The organism is Mycobacterium sp. (assembly GCF_025965855.1).
Classification (GTDB): Bacteria; Actinomycetota; Actinomycetes; order Mycobacteriales; family Mycobacteriaceae; genus Mycobacterium.
Window position 1 is genome coordinate 13128 of sequence record NZ_JAOPWB010000300.1, and the last position, 15697, is coordinate 28824.

Consider the following 15697-nt stretch of genomic DNA (forward strand, 5'->3'; position numbering starts at 1 on the left):
TACAGGACGGTCCACCACCCGGCCCAAGTGCGCTGTTCGCGCTAAGCGGACGACTCGTCGGCGACGTCCCGCAGCCGGGAGTCCAGCGCCCCGGCGCGCCGCATCGCGCCGAGCGGATCGGCGTACAACCCGCCCAGCGACACCGTTCCGGCCCCGGCCTCCTGCACCCGATTGCCGAAGGCGGTGACGCGGATGTCGCGCGGGGGCAGCACGGAGCTCGCGGCGAACGCCGCCTCCACGTGCTCCATCGCCTCCGGGTACTCGGTGAAAGCCTGCCCACCGACCACCAGCTCGTCGGGGTTGAGCATGTCGCGCACCAACGCGACCGCCTCGCCGAGAACCCGGGCCCGCTCCGCCAGCAGCTCCCTGGCCTGCGGATTGCCGGCCCGAGCCACCCGCAGCAGGTCGGTCATCGCGGTCGCGGATCCGGCGATGCGGGTCGCCGGGGCGAGGACGGGAAGGATTTTCAGCCGGCGCGCGGCGGACAGGACCCCTTCGTCGCTCACGGTGGACTCCAGCTGTCCGGTGCCGCCGAGCAACTCGGAGTAAGCGGGCAGCGCCGCGATGGTGCCGGGGCCGCTGGCCGGGCAGTGCACCCGTCCGCCGATCACCAGCGCATAGCCCACGGTCTCGCGGGCGTAGACGTACAGGCTGGTGGGCGAACTCGGCGCGAATCGCCGCAGGCCCAGCAGCAGCTCGGCGCCGGCCATGGCGTCGACGTGCGAGGCCACCGAGACCGGCAGTCCGAGCGCGTCGGCCAGCACGGGGCCCACCGGCGCCTGCCGCCAGCCCAGCCTCGGGTGGTCGACGTGGCCGGTGGCGTTGTCCACGGTGCCACCGATCGCCACCCCGACCCAGAGCGGGCGGCGCCGGTGCCAGCGCCTCAGGTACCGGCAGGCGCTTTCGGCCAGCGACGCCAGCGCGGGCCCGGCGGCGCTGAGGGGGGTCGGGGTCTCGACGGTGTCCAGCGTGCGGCCGAACAGGTCGGTCGCCACGATGCTGGTGGTGCGCGCGCCGATGTGGATGCCGAGCGTCACGAACGGTTCGTGGTTGATCTCCACCGGCACCCGCGGGCGGCCGATGGCCCCGGAGACGGCGAGGTCGGCGCGCTCGCGCAGCAGGCCGGCGTCGAGCAGCGCGATGACCTGGCGGTTGACCGTGGCGATGCTCAGCGATGTGATGCCGGCGATGACGTCGCGGCCGACCGGGCCGCGCAACCGGACGGCCCGGAAGACCGATGCCGCGGCCGAATCGGAGATATGCAGAGCCGGCGGCAGGATCTGGCGGTGCAACCGCAGGTGGCTTTTGCGGCCGGGCGAATGATGGCTGTGGGTGAGAGTAGTCGAGCGCACGAGCGTCCTTTGTCCGAGTTCCAATGGCCGGCTTCGGCCACGCCTGAAAGGTCAGGAGCGGCAAAGTGCGCGGCAACAACACGCACTTGCCGCGCAAAGACACGCGGCGGTGGTGTTGAACAGGGCGCTGTGGTGCACCCCGAGAATTTAGCACGTTTATTAGAGTTGTTCCGATGAACACAGCTGGGGGGCATCAACGGGTCGCGGTGGTCACCGGTGCCAGCTCCGGCATCGGCGAGGCGACCGCGAAAGTTCTTGCAGGCCTTGGCTTTCACGTGGTCGCCGTGGCGCGACGCGCGGATCGGATCAACGCGCTGGCCGACGAAATCGACGGGACGGCGATTGTGGCCGACGTCACAGACGACCGCGCGGTGCAAGCGCTGGCGGACAAAGTCGGCCGCGTCGACGTGTTGGTCAACAACGCCGGTGGCGCTCGGGGACTCGAACCCGTCGCCGACGCCGACATCGAGCACTGGCGATGGATGTGGGAGACCAACGTGATCGGCACGCTGCGGGTCACCCGCGCGCTGCTGCCCATGCTGGTCGACTCCGGCGACGGCCTGATCGTCACCGTCACCTCGGTCGCGGCGATGGAGACCTACGACGGCGGCGCCGGCTACACGGCGGCCAAACACGCCCAGGGTGCGTTGCACCGCACGCTGCGCGGGGAGCTATTGGGAAAACCCGTGCGGCTCACCGAGATTGCCCCGGGCGCGGTCGAAACCGAGTTCTCGCTCGTCCGTTTCGACGGCGACGAACGGCGCGCGGACGCCGTCTACACCGGGATAACGCCGTTGCTGGCCGCCGACGTCGCCGAGGTGATCGGGTTCGTGGCCTCGCGGCCGTCCCACGTCAACCTGGACCTGATCGTCATGAAGCCGCGCGACCAGGCCAGCGCGACGCGGTTTAACCGCCGGGGCTAGGCCCCGGGCTGGACGTGGTCGTCGTGGGCGTGCCCGACAACGTCGGGGCGTTCGACGGGGTGACCGGCGCGGTCACGGGAATCTGGGTGGCCGGCGGGTGCGCCGTCGGGGGCGGCAGCGCCGACATCGCCACCCAGGTGTCCCAGTCCACGGCCCAGTCCCAGATGTCGCCGTCGGAGTAGGACAGCTGTATCGAGCTGCCGGTCACCTCGACGGGGTCACCGTAGATCGCGGTTTGGTAGTACTGCGCGGCGTCGCCCGTCGACAGGTTGATGCAGCCGTTGGTGACGTTGGTGTTGCCCTGGGCGCCGGCGCTCGACGGGTTGGCGTGGATGAACTCGCCGTTGTTGGAGATCCGCACCGCCCAGCGTTCGTGCGCGTTGGAGTACCCGGCGGCCGGGTTCGACATGTAGAAATCGGCGTACTTCTCGGTGACCACGTGGATGCCGTTGCGGGTGACGTTGCGCGCCTTGTCGGCCTCGCCGTAGCTGCACGGGAAGTCCATGATGACGCCGGCGTCGGTGACGACCTGGATGCGGTGCGACGAGACCTCGGCCTTGACGACCTGCTTTCGGCCGATCTGGATGCGCAACGAGATGTCCTGGTCGCCGAACGCGCCGTCGCCGAACGGCAGCCCGTAGAGCTTGGCGTCGACATTGACGGTGGTACCCGCCGGGTAGTACTCGCGGGAACGCCAGTGCACGCGGGCTCCCTGCCTCTCGTCAGGCAACCAAGCCCAGCTGCCCTCGACGGGCGGGTTGGCGGTGACGGCGAGCGCCTTCTCGACGGCGGCCTTATCGCTGATCGGCGCGTCGAACTGGATGATGATCGGCACCGCCACCCCGACGGTCTGGCCGTCGGCCAACTGGAATGCCCCGCCGATCTTCTTGGTGGGCGACACGGTGGTGAACTTGCCGGTCACCGGGACCGCCTTGCCGTTGTGGCCGACGGCCGAACCGCTCCAGGTGTAGGTCGCGTCGTAGCCCAGCGGCTCGATGGTCGTGTAGACGGTGCGGTCGGAGTTGAAGGATCCCGCGACCACCTTGCCTGACGAGTTCGTCAACGCCACCTTCTGGAACCAGCCATCGCTCACCTGGACGCTGATCGGCGCGATGGGAACCACGTCGGCGGCGGCGTCAACCGGCTCGAACTTGAGCTGCGGCGCCGGCGGCTCCTTCTTCTGGGCCTGCCTGGCCACGGTGCTGCCGGCGCATGCGGCCAATACATTGGGGGCGAACACGCCGAGCCCCAGGGCCGTCAAGGCCAGGCGCCGGTTAATCGGCGGCGGGGAACTGGATGTGCTCACGACACCTAAAGATAGCGTGAGAATAGACCCGTACCGCGCCACGACAATTCGAGGTCGACGTGCAATTGCCGGAGATTAACCGCTATAGCCTGCAGCCGAGCAGGACGGGCTCCGGTTTCAATGTGATACCAAACACAGCATGGACTCCGTCACGGACGGTTCGGGCCAGCGCGATGACGTCCTCGGCGGTGGCGCCGCCGCGGTTGGTCAGGGCGAGCGCGTGCTTGGTCGAAAGCCGGCACGGCGCTTGGTCGTGCGGGTAGCCCTTGCCGAAGCCCGCGCGCTCCACCAGCCAGCCCGCGGCCAGCTTGACGCCGTCCGGCGCCGGGTAGTGCGGAACCGGCCCGTCCACACGCGCGGCCAGCCGTTCGTAGGACTCCGGTAGCACCACCGGGTTGGTGAAGAACGAACCCACGCTCCAGGTGTCGTGGTCGTCCGCGTCGAGCACCATCCCCTTGCGCGCCCGCAGCATCAGCACCGCCGCGCGGACGGCTTCGGGGTCGGCGCGCGCGCCGCCGGTGGCGTTCAACGCGGCCGTCAGCTCGCCGTAGCGCAACGGCGCGCTGCGGCCCGACGGATCCAGCGCGAACTCGACTTCCAGTACCACGGAAGGGCTTTCGCGTGCCGACGGGGCGGCCTGCTTGAACACGCTGGTGCGGTAACCGAAGCCCAGCTCGTCGCCGGGCACCCAGCGCACCTCGCCGCTGCCGCGATCCAGCACCCGGACCCGCGTGATGGTGTCGGACACCTCCGCCCCGTACGCCCCGACGTTCTGCACCGGCGTGGCGCCGGCCGACCCGGGAATACCCGACAGGCACTCCAGCCCGCCCAGGCCGTGCTCGATGGACTTGACCACCACGTCGTCCCATACCGCGCCCGCCTCCGCGCGGACCACGTTGCCGTCGACGGTGATGCCGTCATTGGCCAGACGCACCGCGGTCAGATCGCTCAACGCGTCGGCGATGACCAGGTTGGAGCCGCCAGCAAACACCAGCACCGGCCCGCCCCTGGTGGCTTGGGCTTCCGCGTCCAGCTGCCGCAAGACGGCGACCACCTGCTCGGTGCTGGTGCACGTGATCAGGCGTCGCGCGATCGGCCCGACCCGCAACGTGGTCAACGGTGCCAGCGGCACCGCCTCACCGACACGCGCACCGGCGAAGAGCGAGCCGGCACCCCTCGTTTTCATGGCCCGTAACGGTAGCCTGGCCAGCTATGCCGCGTTCATTCGAGTTGTCGGCCGACTACGAGGAGAGCGTCGAAGAGGTTCATCGGGCTTTCCAGAAGGAGGGGTACTGGCGGGCCAGGCTCGCCGACATTCCCGTCGACGAAGCGAGGCTGGAGTCGATGCGGGTCGGCGGCGAGTCCGGAAACGACGGCAGCGTCGAGGTGGTCACGCTGCAGGTGGTGCGCAGCCACAACCTGCACGCCCTCGTCAAGCAGCTACACCGGGGGGACCTGTGCGTGCGGCGCAAAGAGGCGTGGGGGCCCGTCGACGACGGCATCGCGACCGCCTCCATCGTGGGTTCGATCGTGGACACCCCGGTGGACGTCTCGGGCACGGCGGAGCTGTCGCCGATCGCGGAGTCCGGCGGCGCCCGGCTCGCGTTCCTCGTCAGCGTCCATGTGCGGGTCCCGATTATCGGCGGCAAGGTGGAGAGGCTCATCGGCACCCAGCTGGCCGAGCTGGTGAGCCGCGAACAACGCCTGACCGCGGAGTGGATCGCCAAGAGCGCCTAGGCTGAATCACCCGGCCTAAGCTGGCGCACATGCGAATCGCGTTGGCGCAGATCCTCAGTGGCAGCGATCCTGCCGCGAACCTGGAACTGGTCGCCGAGTACACCCGCCGGGCCGCGGACGCGGGCGCCAGGCTGGTGGTCTTCCCGGAGGGGACCATGTGCCGATTCGGCGTCCCCCTGGCACCGATCGCCGAGCCCATCGACGGGCCCTGGGCAGGCGGCGTGCGCCGGATCGCGACCGAGTCCGGGATCACCGTGATCGCGGGCATGTTCATCCCGGCCGGAAACGGGCGGGTGACGAACACGCTTCTCGTGGCCGGGCCGGGCGCCCCCAACCGGCCGGACGCCCACTACGACAAGATCCACCTCTACGACGCGTTCGGCTACACCGAGTCGCGCACCGTCGCGCCCGGCCACGAGCCGGTGGTGGTCGAGGTCGACGAGGTTCGGGTGGGATTGAGCGTTTGCTACGACATCCGCTTCCCGGCGCTCTACACCGAGCTGGCCCGGCGCGGCGCCCAGCTGATCGTCGCCTGCGCGTCGTGGGGCTCGGGGCCCGGCAAGCTCGAGCAGTGGACGCTGCTGGCGCGGGCCCGCGCGCTGGACTCGATGAGCTACGTCGCCGCCGTCGGTCAGGCCGATCCCGGCGACGGACTAACCAAGTCGGGATCGGGCGCGGGCGCGCCGACGGGGGTGGGCGGCAGCCTGGTGGCCTCGCCGCTGGGCGAGGTGGTTGCCTCCGCCGGCGACTGCCCGCAGCTCCTGGTCGCCGACATCGACGTCGACCGGGTGGCCGCGGCCCGAGACAGCATCGCGGTGCTGCGCAACCGCTCCGACTTTGCTCAGGTAGATAGGGCAGAATCGGTCGGGTGACGAACCCACAAGGACCACCGGACGAGAGCCCGTCGACGTGGGCCCGTCCCGGCAACCAAGGTCCCTTCGGACCGTCCCCTACTGAGCGGCCCACCGAGCACATAGATACCGGCAGCCCGGCCCAGCAGGCGCCACCGCCGGCCGCTCCCGGTCAGCAGCCCGGTCAGACCGAGCGGTTGGCCGTCGCGCATCAGAACCCGCAGCGACCCGGCTACGCCCCTCCGCCCATCCCGCCCGCGGGCCCGACGGAGAAGCTGGCCACCCCCGACGAAGAGCCGGCACCGGTGAAAAGAAAACGACGCTTCCTTCGCGACCCGCTGTCCATCCTTCTGATCTGCATCATTGTGTTCGCGCTCGTCATCGCGGGCCTGATCGGGGCCGAACTGTACGTCCGTCACGTGGCGGACGCCAAGGTCGCCCAGGCGGTGGCGTGCGAGGTGAAGGACCAGGCCACCGCCTCCTTCGGCGTGACGCCGCTGATGCTGTGGCAACATGCCACCAAGCACTACACCAACATCTCGGTCCAGACGGCCGGCAACAATATCCGCGACGCCAAGGGCATGAAGCTCAACCTCAACATCCGGGACGTGCGGCTCCAGTCGTCGGCCAACTCGAAAGGCACCGTCGGCTCACTGGACGCCACCCTCACCTGGACGACGGACGGCATCAAGCAGTCGGTGCAAAACGCGATCCCGGTCCTGGGTCCGTTCGTCACCAACAGCGTGACCACCCACCCAGCCGACGGCACCATCGAGTTGAAGGGCATGTTGGACAACATCACGGCCAAGCCGGTGGTGTCCGGCAACGGTTTGGATCTGCAGATCGTCAGCTTCAACGCGCTGGGCTTCACCATGCCGAAGGAGTCGGTGCAGTCGACGCTGGACGATTTCGTTTCCAACGTGACTAAGAACTACCCGCTGGGCATCCACGCCGACAGCGTGCAGGTCACCGATACCGGTGTGACCAGCCACTTTTCGACGCAGAACGCCAACATCCCCAACGACAAGAACAACAACCCCTGCTTCGCCAACCTGTGAGGCACGCGGGCTCTAGCGATCGCCGCTGAGCCCGTCGAGCACCGCCCGGGTGCCCGACAGGCCCAACCGGGTCGCGCCGGCATCCAGCATGGCGACTGCGTCGGCGGCGGTGCGGATGCCGCCGCTGGCCTTGATGCCCAGGCGCCCACCGACGGTCTCGGCCATCAGGGCGACGGCGTCCACCGACGCCCCGCCCGCGGGATGAAAGCCGGTCGAGGTCTTGACGAAGTCGGCGCCGACGTCTTCGGCGGCGCGACACACATCTGCCAGCGCGCCCCCGCCTGCCTGGGCCAGCAGCACCGCCGACTCCACGATCACCTTGAGCACGGCTCGGGGCGCCGCGGCCCGCACCGCCTCGATATCGGATCGCACAGCACCGATGTCGCCGGCCAGCGCGGCGCCGACGTCGATGACCATGTCGATTTCGCCGGCGCCGGACGCCACGGCCAGCGCGGCCTCGTGGGCCTTGACCGCCGGGAGGTGCTTGCCCGACGGAAAACCCGCCACCGCCGCCACCCGCATGCCGGCGCCGGCGTCCACCGCGACCGGGACCATCGACGGCGAGACGCATACCGCGTAGACGCCCAGGGCGGCGGCCTCCGCGACGAGCGCGGCCACGTCGGCGCGGGTGGCCTCGGGTTTGAGCAGGGTGTGGTCGATCAGAGCCGCCAACTGGGCGCGCGTGGGTGGGCTCGCCACTAAAACCCTTCTTCTGAGCCGCCGGGATTGCAGCCGGTGGCGAACATCTGGGCCTCATCGACCAAGGGGCGCCACGGCTCCAGGTTCCAGCTGGTCTTGCCCGGTTGCACGACTTCGGCGAGCTGCCAGTGGCATATGAACTGTGCGCGCATCCCGGGGGTGTCGGCGTCCGGCGACAGGGCGAGCACCTCCGCCCAGGCCTCGTCGGCCTCGTCCATTGAATCGCCCGTGCCCGGCTGCCTGGCGGCCATCCGCCCGGATGGTGTGGGGAAAACCCGCAGGCTGGATAGGCCCTGCCAGCGTGCCCACAGGGTGTGGTCGACGAAAGGGGGTGACGGGGCGGGCGGGTTGCCCGCGCCCGCGTCAGGATCAGCCCACGCGGGAGATGCCGGAAGCGGCGGGCCCAACAGGGCGACCAACACCGCCGCCGGCGCGGCCAGCAGGGCTTTCATCCCGCTATCGGGACTTACCTTGAATCTCGAGCAGTTTCGGCCGCACGTCGACCAGATACACCCCGGCGGCACAGGCGGCGATCGCCATCCCCAGCACGCCGAACACGAAACTCAGGAGGGATGACAGTGCGACGGCCAAGCCGAGGATCACCAACCACACCGGCTTGGTCAGCTTTTCTGCGGCGGTATAGGCGTCGGGTCGCTGCAGGGCTGCGTGCACGAACGCGTACACCGCCGTCAGCGCGACGGCGATCTGCAGGACGAACATGACGATGGTCACGGCGTGGGTCACGCATCAAGGGTATGCGGGCATCGTCCAAAACGTCGACTCCGAGTTGCCCCTGGGACAACTCGGAGTCGCGCGTCTCGCAGTCACCGAGTTCGCCTCGGTGCCTGGCTACTTCTGGGTGACCTTCTTGGCCGAGGCCTTCTTGGCCGGAGTCTTCTTGGCCGGGGCCTTCTTGGCGGGCGCCTTCTTGGCGGGAGCCTTCTTGGCCGACTCGGCCTTCTTGGGCAGGTCGATGCCGACCAGCTTGGCGGCCCGCTCACCGACCGCGCGGGTCTGCGTCGCGACGGTGCCGAGCGCCTCCTGAGTCAGCTCGACGGCCTGATCCACGTAGCCCTCGGCGCGCGCCGACGCGTCCTCGAAGGGCCGCTGGCTGCGCAGCCGCTCCAGGGCGGTCTCACCGCGGTCGACCAGCTCGTTGTACCGGCTGGTCGCGGCCTCCAGGTAGCCCTCGGCGGCCTTGCGCAGCTCGTCCGAGGTGAACCGCTCCCGGAGCTCGGTGAACTGCTCGGGCAGGTCCTCTTGAAGTTTGGACAGGCGGGCGCGCCGCTCCTCGACCCGGCTGCGGGTCTCCGTGCGGGTGTCTTCGGCACGCTCACGCAGGTTGGCGATGAGGTCGTTGACGGTGGCCAGGGCCAAGTCGGCCGCGCCCAGCGCCGCCAGCAAGGGAGCCCGCAGGTCGTCGATGTTCGGGTTTTCAGCCATGGTGTTTCCTTTCATATTTGTTTCTTATCGGGGTTACTTCGTGTGTGATGTGGATAAAAGGGGCAAGCGTCGGCTCCCCTGAGGGAGGAATAGTCAAGACCCGCGGATTGACATGGCCCGCAACTTGCCGGGAAACCTCCTGATTGATCGGGTCGGCTGATCGAGTTCGCATCGCGGCCAGGCTCCTGGATCTGGTGGGCCTGACGTCAAACCCCTTCCCTTTGGGTAACCAAGCGGCCTGGCATCTATGCGTCACCAAGCCCCAGGTGTCATTGGGGCGACGCGAAAGTCCTCCGCCGGCGGTTGGTCCGCCGACTGCCTTACGGGCTAATCACTCGTCGCTGTCGGATTCGCTGGGACACTCCTCGAAATTTGATTCGTTCTGCTCGGCAAATGACGCGTAGATGTCGAGCAGGATCTGCTTCTGGCGCTCGGTGATCGCCGTGTCGGTGACGATGGCGTCGCGCACCTGACTCTTGTCGCTGGGCTCGAGAATCCCGGCCCGCACGTAGAGCACCTCGGCGGAAATCCGCAGCGCCTTCGCGATCTGGCTCAGGACGTCGGCGGACGGCTTCCGCAACCCGCGCTCCACCTGGCTCAGGTAGGGGTTACTGACACCGGACCGCTCGGCCAGCTGTCGCACCGAGACTTGCGCATTCTCACGCAGGTCGCGGATGAAGCTACCGAGGTCGGAGGCCATATCGGAGGCCGCCGTCGACACCTTGACGGAGAGCTTTTCCTCCGGCGGCATCGCGCACTCCTGGGGTCGGTGGCCTGTCGTTACGGCCCTAGAGTACGGCCAAGTGCTTGCTATTGCAAGCACTTGTTAGCACCCCTAGAAAAATAGTTGCGCGACTGCGTAGATGATCAGCCCCGCCAAGGCCCCCACCACGGTGCCGTTGATCCGAATAAATTGCAGGTCACGACCCACGTGCAGTTCGATGCGCCGGCTGGCCTCCTCGGCGTCCCAGCGCTCGATCGTGTCGGTGATGATCGCGGTGATCTCCACCCCGTATTGGGAGACCAGGTGCTGGGCCGCCCGCACGATCCAGTTGTCGACCTTGTCGCGCAGGTCGGCGTCGTCGCGCAGCGACTCCCCGATCCGGACCACGGTGTCGGCGATGCGCGTGCGTAGCGTGCTCGACGGGTCGTCGACGCCCTCGAGCACCAGCCTCTTCAGCGTCGTCCACGCCGTCGCAGCGGCGTTGGCGATCTCGTCGCGCGCCATCAGCTGTTCCTTGACCGCCTCGGCGCGCGCGATGGTGTCCGGGTCGTTCTGCAGGTCGTCGGCGAACTCGAACAGGAAGCGCGTCGCCGAACGGCGCAATTCGTGGTCGGGGTCGCGGCGCACCTTGTCGGTGAAGTCCATCAACTCGCGGTGGATGCGGTCACCGACCAGATGGTCGATGAACCGCGGCGACCAGCTCGGCGAGTCACGCTCGACCACCCTCTGGATCACCTCGCCGGCGTTCAGCGACCACTGAAACGCCCGGTCGGCCAGCAATTGGATCAGGGCCTCCTGGCGGTTCTCGGCCAACAGGGTCGCCAGCACCCGGCCCACCGGCGGGCCCCACTGCGGCTCGGCGATGCGGCGCACGATCATCCGGTCGATCACCTGCTGGACGTCCTCGTCGCGCAACAGCTCCACCAGCACCCGCAGCACCGTCGCCGTCTCGCTGGCCACCCGCTCGGCGTGCGCGGTCTCCGACAGCCACTTTCCAAGCCGGCCGGGCACCTGGGCGTCGCGCAGCTTGGTTTCCACGACCGGCGGCGACAGGAAGTTCTCTCGCACGAAGGTCCCCAGGCCCTCGCCGAGCTGATCCTTCTTGCGCTTGATGATCGCGGTGTGCGGGATGGGTATGCCAAGCGGGTGCTTGAACAGCGCGGTCACGGCGAACCAGTCGGCCAACGCGCCGACCATGCCGGCCTCCGCGGCCGCGCCGACGTAGCCGACCCAGACGCCCGTAGTGGCGTGGGCCTGCGCCCACCGACAGGCGAGGAACACACCGGTCGCACCGACCAAGAAACTCAGCGCCACCATTTTCATCCGGCGCAGCGCCACGCGCCGCTGGGCATCGGCCTCCGGATCCGCCCCCGCGAAGGACTCCGCCAAGGACGCCCGGGCCTGCCCGGCTTCGGTCGACGGCCTGGTCAACTCCAGCCTCGCCGCGGGCGAGCCCGGTGCTTCGCCTCCAGGTGAGGCTCGGTGTGCCACCACACCATCATGTATCGCCGCGGGCAGTTAGTGTTACCGCCCTGCTTGGGCGGCCTCCACGGGCGCGGCCCATCCGCCATAAGGGCCCGCGCAAGCCGTAGTATCGGGGGCGACTGATGAGTGGGAAGCGGCGACAGTGGCAGAGCAGATCCCGGCTGTGACCGTTAAGACCGATGGTCGCAAGCGGCGCTGGCACCAACATAAGGTGGAGCGACGCAACGAGCTGGTTGACGGCACGATCGTTGCGATCCGGCAGCACGGCCGCTTCCTCAGCATGGACGAGATCGCGGCCCAGATCGGGGTCTCCAAGACTGTGCTCTACCGCTATTTCGTCGACAAGAACGACCTGACCACCGCGGTGCTGATGCGCTTCGCGCAGTCGACGCTGATTCCCAACATGGCGGGCGCGCTGTCGTCCAACCTGGACGGCTTCGACCTGACCCGCGAGATCATCCGGGTGTATGTCGAAACCGTTGCCGACGAACCGGAGCCGTATCGCTTCGTGATGGCCAACAGCTCGCCGACGAAGAGCAAGGTGATCGCCGACTCCGAGCGAATCATCGCCCGGATGCTCTCGATGATGCTGCGCCGCCGCATGCAGGAGGCGGGGATGGACACCGGCGGGGTGGAACCGTGGGCCTACATGATCGTCGGCGGCGTGCAGCTCGCGACCCACTCGTGGATCTCCGACCCGCGGATGAGCGTCGAGGAGCTGATCGACTACTTGACCATGCTGAGCTGGAGCGCGATCTGCGGGATCGTCGAGGCGGGCGGGTCGCTGGAAAAGTTCCGGGAGCAGCCGCATCCGTCGCCGATCGTGCCGCCACGAGCGCCATGAAGCCGCCGCCCGATGCCTGACGTGAGCGTGGGCTCGCGCCTGAGGTCGTGGGCCTACGCGCTTCGCACCACCAATCCGCCGCCGGACGGGCCGGTCGACACCGTCACGCGATGGCTCGTCGTCACCCGGGCCGCCGTGCTGCCGATGACGCTGGTCTCCGGCCTGGTGGCGGCGCTGCTGGCGGTCGGCAAACCCGGGCTGGACTGGCGCTGGCTGGTCCTTGCCGTGCTGGGCATCACGCTGGCGCACACCGCCAACAACCTGATGAACGACCTCTACGACACCCGGGTCGGCACCGATAGCGCCACCTACCCGCGCGCGCTGTACGCCCCGCACCCGGTGCTCTCGGGCCTGATCAGCCGCCGGACGCTCGGGCTGGCAATCCTGGTGGTCAACGTCGCCGATCTGGCCATCCTGGTCACGCTGGCGCGGGCGCGCGGGTGGCCCGTGGTGGCGTTCGCGCTCGGGGGGTTCGCCCTCAGCGTTGCCTACACGGCGCCGCCGCTGCGGCTGAAGAAGCGCGGCCTCGGTGAACCGGACGTCTTCGTCGTATGGGGTCCGCTGATGGTGTGCGGTACGTACTACTCCGCGGTGGGCGCGGTCGGTTGGGACGTCGTCGTGGCATCGCTGCCCTACGGATTGCTGTGCACGACCGTCCTGATGGGCAAGCACATCGACAAGATTCCCTACGACGAGCCGCTCGGCATCCGCACGCTGCCGGTTGTTCTCGGAGAGGCGCGCGCCCGGGCCGTCACGCTGGGCATGATGGTCGGCTTCTATGCGCTGGTGGCGGTTGCCGTCGCGGTGGGGGCGATGCCGTGGCCCGCGCTGGTCGTCGCGTTGGCGCTGCCACGGCTGGCGAAGGTGTGGCCGTATTTCCGCCGCCCGAGGCCCGACGAGCCGCCGCCGAAGTTTCCGGTGTGGCCGCTGTGGTACGCGGCGCTGGCCTGGGTGCACGTGCGCCAGGCGGGCGCGCTGCTGGTCGTGGGGCTTGCGGCCGGCGCCGTGCTGCGCGCGTTGTGACCCACGTGTGACGGAAAGCCGACTTCGGCAAGGCGACGTGGACAGCCTTAACGGCTAGCATGCAGGGGATGCATCGGGGGTGAACCGGGGCGCCTGGGCAGCCAGGACACCCGGAACGCCGAGATACAGAAAGGCTCTACTCCACATGTCCGTGCAGCTCACGCCGCATTTCGGGAATGTGCAAGCGCACTACGATCTCTCCGACGACTTCTTCCGGCTGTTCCTCGACCCCACCCAGACGTACAGCTGCGCCTACTTCGAGCGCGACGACATGACGCTCGAAGAGGCGCAGATCGCCAAGATCGACCTGTCGCTGGGGAAGCTCAAGCTCGAGCCGGGTATGACGCTGCTGGACATCGGCTGCGGCTGGGGCGCCACCTTGAGGCGCGCCCTCGAGAAGTACGACGTCAACGTCGTGGGCCTGACGCTGTCGCAGAACCAGGCCGACCACGTCCAGAAGATGTTCGACCGAATGGACACGAACCGCTCGACGCGGGTCTTGCTGGAGGGCTGGGAGAAGTTCGACGAGCCGGTCGACCGCATCGTCTCCATCGGCGCCTTCGAGCACTTCGGCCGCCAACGCTGGGGCCACTTCTTCACGATGGCCCACCGGGTGCTGCCGGCCGAGGGCATCATGCTGCTGCATACCATCTCGCGCCCCACCTTCAAGGACGCCAGGGCGCAGGGCACTCCGTTGACCCACGAGATCGTTCACTTCACCCAGTTCATCCTGGCCGAGATCTTCCCGGGCGGTTGGCTGCCGACGATCCCGTCGGTCGAAGAGCACGCGACCGGGGCCGGTTTCAAGGTCACCCGGATCCAGTCGTTGCAGCTGCACTACGCGAGGACCCTGGAAATATGGGCCGCGGCGCTCGAGGCCAACAAGGACAAGGCCATCGCCATCCAGTCGGAGAAGGTCTACGAGCGGTACATGAAGTATCTGACCGGCTGCGCCAAGCTGTTCCGCCAGGGCTACACCGACGTCAACCAGTTCACATGTGAGAAGTAGGGCCGGCGGGCATGGCCCGCCGGCCACCCGTCACTTCACGAGCGTGAATTGCCCGACGTTGCTGATGCCTTTGCGGAAGAAGTCCTCGCACCCCGTCAAATAGTGCATGTATCGGTCATAGACCTCTTGCGACTGGATGGCGATCGCCTTTTCTTTATTGGCCTCTAGATTGGCCGCCGAGATATTCAGCGTCCGCTCGTAATGCTTGCGCAGCAATTGCACCTTTTCGACGTCGAATCCGGTCGCCTGCGCCAGCTGGAGAATATCTTCCTGCGCCGGCAACTGACCGCCCGGAAATATTTCCGTATAGATGAATCGCGTGAATCGCACGTCGCTCATCGTCAGCGTGATGCCGCGCTCATGCATCTGCTTCTGCGAATACGCCAGAATCGTGTGCAGCAACATTCGGCCGTCGTCGGGAAGGATGTCGTAGGCGCGGTCGAAAAACGCGGGCCAACGTTCGGATTTGAACGCTTCAAACGCGCCGATGCTGACGATCCGGTCGACCTTGTCGTCGAACTCTTCCCAGCCCTGTAACCGCACCTCGATGTTGCGTGGGGTCGGGATGCCCGCGAGTCGCGTTTTGCTGTACTCAAACTGGTTGCGGCTGAGAGTAATTCCGATGACGTTGACGTCGAACTTCTCGATCGCCCGCTGCAGCGCTCCGCCCCAACCGCAACCGATGTCGAGCAACGTCATCCCCGGCTCGAGGTTCAGCTTTCCCAGCGCCAAGTCGAACTTTGCGTTCTGCGCTTCCTCGAGGGTCGTATCATCACGCTCGAAGTAAGCGCAGGTGTAGCCCATCGTGTGGTCTAGGAATAATGCGAAAAACTCGTCCGAGATGTCGTAGATAGATTGCGACTCTTCGTAATACGGCTGCAGTTGAGCCATGCGGTTCCGATACCTCCCGTTGGTTGTCGCGAGAATGGTACCCGATCCACCCAACAGTGTTGCATCGGCTCAATCGATTGACCGAGTCAGTACGTGTAGAAACCGTGCCCGGATTTCTTGCCCAGCCGACCGGCCTCCACCATCCGCAACAATAGCGGCGGTGGACCGTACTGGGGCTCCTTGAATTCCTCGAACATTTTATCCGCGCTGAGTTTTAGGGTGTCCAGGCCAACCAGGTCGGTTAGCCGCAGGGGGCCCATCTGGTGCGATAGCCCCGCATCGACAGCCTTGTCGTCGTCCTCGACGCTGGCTAATCCGGCCTCCACCATCCGGATCGCCGACAGCAGATAGG

At 67.7% G+C, this 15697-nt stretch carries 18 protein-coding genes; 7 read left to right on the forward strand and 11 right to left on the reverse strand.

Features of this window, described 5'->3' with window-relative positions:
- Window positions 1–41: 41 nt before the first annotated feature.
- Window positions 42–1352 (reverse strand): ROK family protein, encoded by a 1311-nt coding sequence (locus JWP83_RS25755; protein WP_297736892.1) that lies wholly within the window; start codon window positions 1350–1352, stop codon window positions 42–44.
- Window positions 1353–1525: 173 nt separating this feature from the next.
- On the opposite strand from JWP83_RS25755, the gene JWP83_RS25760 reads away from it, so the two are divergent.
- A complete protein-coding gene (locus JWP83_RS25760; protein WP_297736895.1) occupies window positions 1526–2275 on the forward strand; it encodes an SDR family NAD(P)-dependent oxidoreductase in 750 nt (249 codons plus the stop codon).
- Here the strand turns inward: JWP83_RS25760 and JWP83_RS25765 are convergent.
- Together JWP83_RS25765 and JWP83_RS25770 are read right to left on the reverse strand one after the other, a co-directional pair.
- Window positions 2259–3605 carry an Ig-like domain-containing protein gene (locus tag JWP83_RS25765; RefSeq protein WP_297736941.1) on the reverse strand — a complete coding sequence of 449 codons (1347 nt, stop codon included), beginning with the start codon at window positions 3603–3605 and terminating at the stop codon, window positions 2259–2261. The genes JWP83_RS25760 and JWP83_RS25765 overlap by 17 nt on opposite strands.
- Before the next feature lie 58 nt (window positions 3606–3663).
- Window positions 3664–4767, reverse strand: coding sequence for a UDP-N-acetylmuramate dehydrogenase (locus tag JWP83_RS25770; protein ID WP_297736899.1), 1104 nt, complete (start codon window positions 4765–4767; stop codon window positions 3664–3666).
- Window positions 4768–4793: 26 nt separating this feature from the next.
- On the opposite strand from JWP83_RS25770, the gene JWP83_RS25775 reads away from it, so the two are divergent.
- The 3 genes from JWP83_RS25775 to JWP83_RS25785 are packed head-to-tail and all read left to right on the forward strand — an operon-like array spanning window position 4794 to window position 7227.
- Window positions 4794–5318 (forward strand): DUF2505 domain-containing protein, encoded by a 525-nt coding sequence (locus JWP83_RS25775; RefSeq protein WP_297736902.1) that lies wholly within the window; start codon window positions 4794–4796, stop codon window positions 5316–5318.
- Window positions 5319–5347: 29 nt separating this feature from the next.
- A complete protein-coding gene (locus JWP83_RS25780) occupies window positions 5348–6190 on the forward strand; it encodes a carbon-nitrogen hydrolase family protein (protein ID WP_297736905.1) in 843 nt (280 codons plus the stop codon).
- The gene (locus tag JWP83_RS25785; RefSeq protein WP_297736909.1) at window positions 6187–7227 is read left to right on the forward strand and encodes a DUF2993 domain-containing protein; all 1041 of its coding nucleotides are present in this window, start codon (window positions 6187–6189) and stop codon (window positions 7225–7227) included. Before JWP83_RS25780 ends, JWP83_RS25785 begins: the two co-directional genes overlap by 4 nt.
- Before the next feature lie 12 nt (window positions 7228–7239).
- Here the strand turns inward: JWP83_RS25785 and deoC are convergent, their stop codons facing one another.
- The 6 genes from deoC to JWP83_RS25815 form a co-directional block, all read right to left on the reverse strand.
- Window positions 7240–7926 carry a deoxyribose-phosphate aldolase gene (gene deoC / locus JWP83_RS25790; RefSeq protein ID WP_297736911.1) on the reverse strand — a complete coding sequence of 229 codons (687 nt, stop codon included), beginning with the start codon at window positions 7924–7926 and terminating at the stop codon, window positions 7240–7242.
- Window positions 7926–8378: a DUF2599 domain-containing protein gene (locus JWP83_RS25795; RefSeq protein WP_297736914.1), complete on the reverse strand. Its 453-nt coding sequence runs from the start codon at window positions 8376–8378 to the stop codon at window positions 7926–7928. The genes deoC and JWP83_RS25795 overlap by 1 nt, the downstream gene beginning before the upstream one ends.
- A gap of 4 nt (window positions 8379–8382) precedes the next feature.
- Entirely contained in the window at window positions 8383–8646 is a 264-nt protein-coding gene (locus JWP83_RS25800; protein ID WP_297736944.1) for a DUF2516 family protein, read from the reverse strand.
- Window positions 8647–8775: 129 nt separating this feature from the next.
- Entirely contained in the window at window positions 8776–9369 is a 594-nt protein-coding gene (gene hbhA / locus JWP83_RS25805; protein ID WP_297736916.1) for a heparin-binding hemagglutinin HbhA, read from the reverse strand.
- 331 nt (window positions 9370–9700) lie between these two features.
- Window positions 9701–10120 carry a helix-turn-helix transcriptional regulator gene (locus tag JWP83_RS25810; RefSeq protein WP_297736920.1) on the reverse strand — a complete coding sequence of 140 codons (420 nt, stop codon included), beginning with the start codon at window positions 10118–10120 and terminating at the stop codon, window positions 9701–9703.
- 84 nt (window positions 10121–10204) lie between these two features.
- Entirely contained in the window at window positions 10205–11587 is a 1383-nt protein-coding gene (locus JWP83_RS25815; RefSeq protein ID WP_297736922.1) for a DUF445 domain-containing protein, read from the reverse strand.
- Window positions 11588–11720: 133 nt separating this feature from the next.
- Here JWP83_RS25815 and JWP83_RS25820 point away from each other — a divergent pair, with 133 nt between their 5' ends.
- The 3 genes from JWP83_RS25820 (at window position 11721) to pcaA (ending at window position 14454) form a co-directional block, all read left to right on the forward strand.
- Complete coding sequence (locus JWP83_RS25820) at window positions 11721–12422, forward strand: TetR/AcrR family transcriptional regulator (RefSeq protein WP_297736925.1); 702 nt, start codon at window positions 11721–11723, stop codon at window positions 12420–12422.
- Between the two features lie 12 nt (window positions 12423–12434).
- Entirely contained in the window at window positions 12435–13445 is a 1011-nt protein-coding gene (locus JWP83_RS25825; RefSeq protein ID WP_297736929.1) for a prenyltransferase, read from the forward strand.
- Window positions 13446–13590: 145 nt separating this feature from the next.
- On the forward strand, window positions 13591–14454 hold the full coding sequence (gene pcaA / locus JWP83_RS25830) for a cyclopropane mycolic acid synthase PcaA (protein ID WP_297736932.1): 864 nt from the start codon (window positions 13591–13593) through the stop codon (window positions 14452–14454).
- 30 nt (window positions 14455–14484) lie between these two features.
- Here pcaA and JWP83_RS25835 read toward each other — a convergent pair whose 3' ends face one another.
- Window positions 14485–15345, reverse strand: coding sequence for a cyclopropane mycolic acid synthase family methyltransferase (locus JWP83_RS25835; RefSeq protein ID WP_297736934.1), 861 nt, complete (start codon window positions 15343–15345; stop codon window positions 14485–14487).
- A gap of 86 nt (window positions 15346–15431) precedes the next feature.
- Window positions 15432–15697: 3-hydroxyacyl-CoA dehydrogenase family protein (locus tag JWP83_RS25840; protein WP_297736937.1), on the reverse strand; the 266-nt coding region annotated here is incomplete at its 5' end.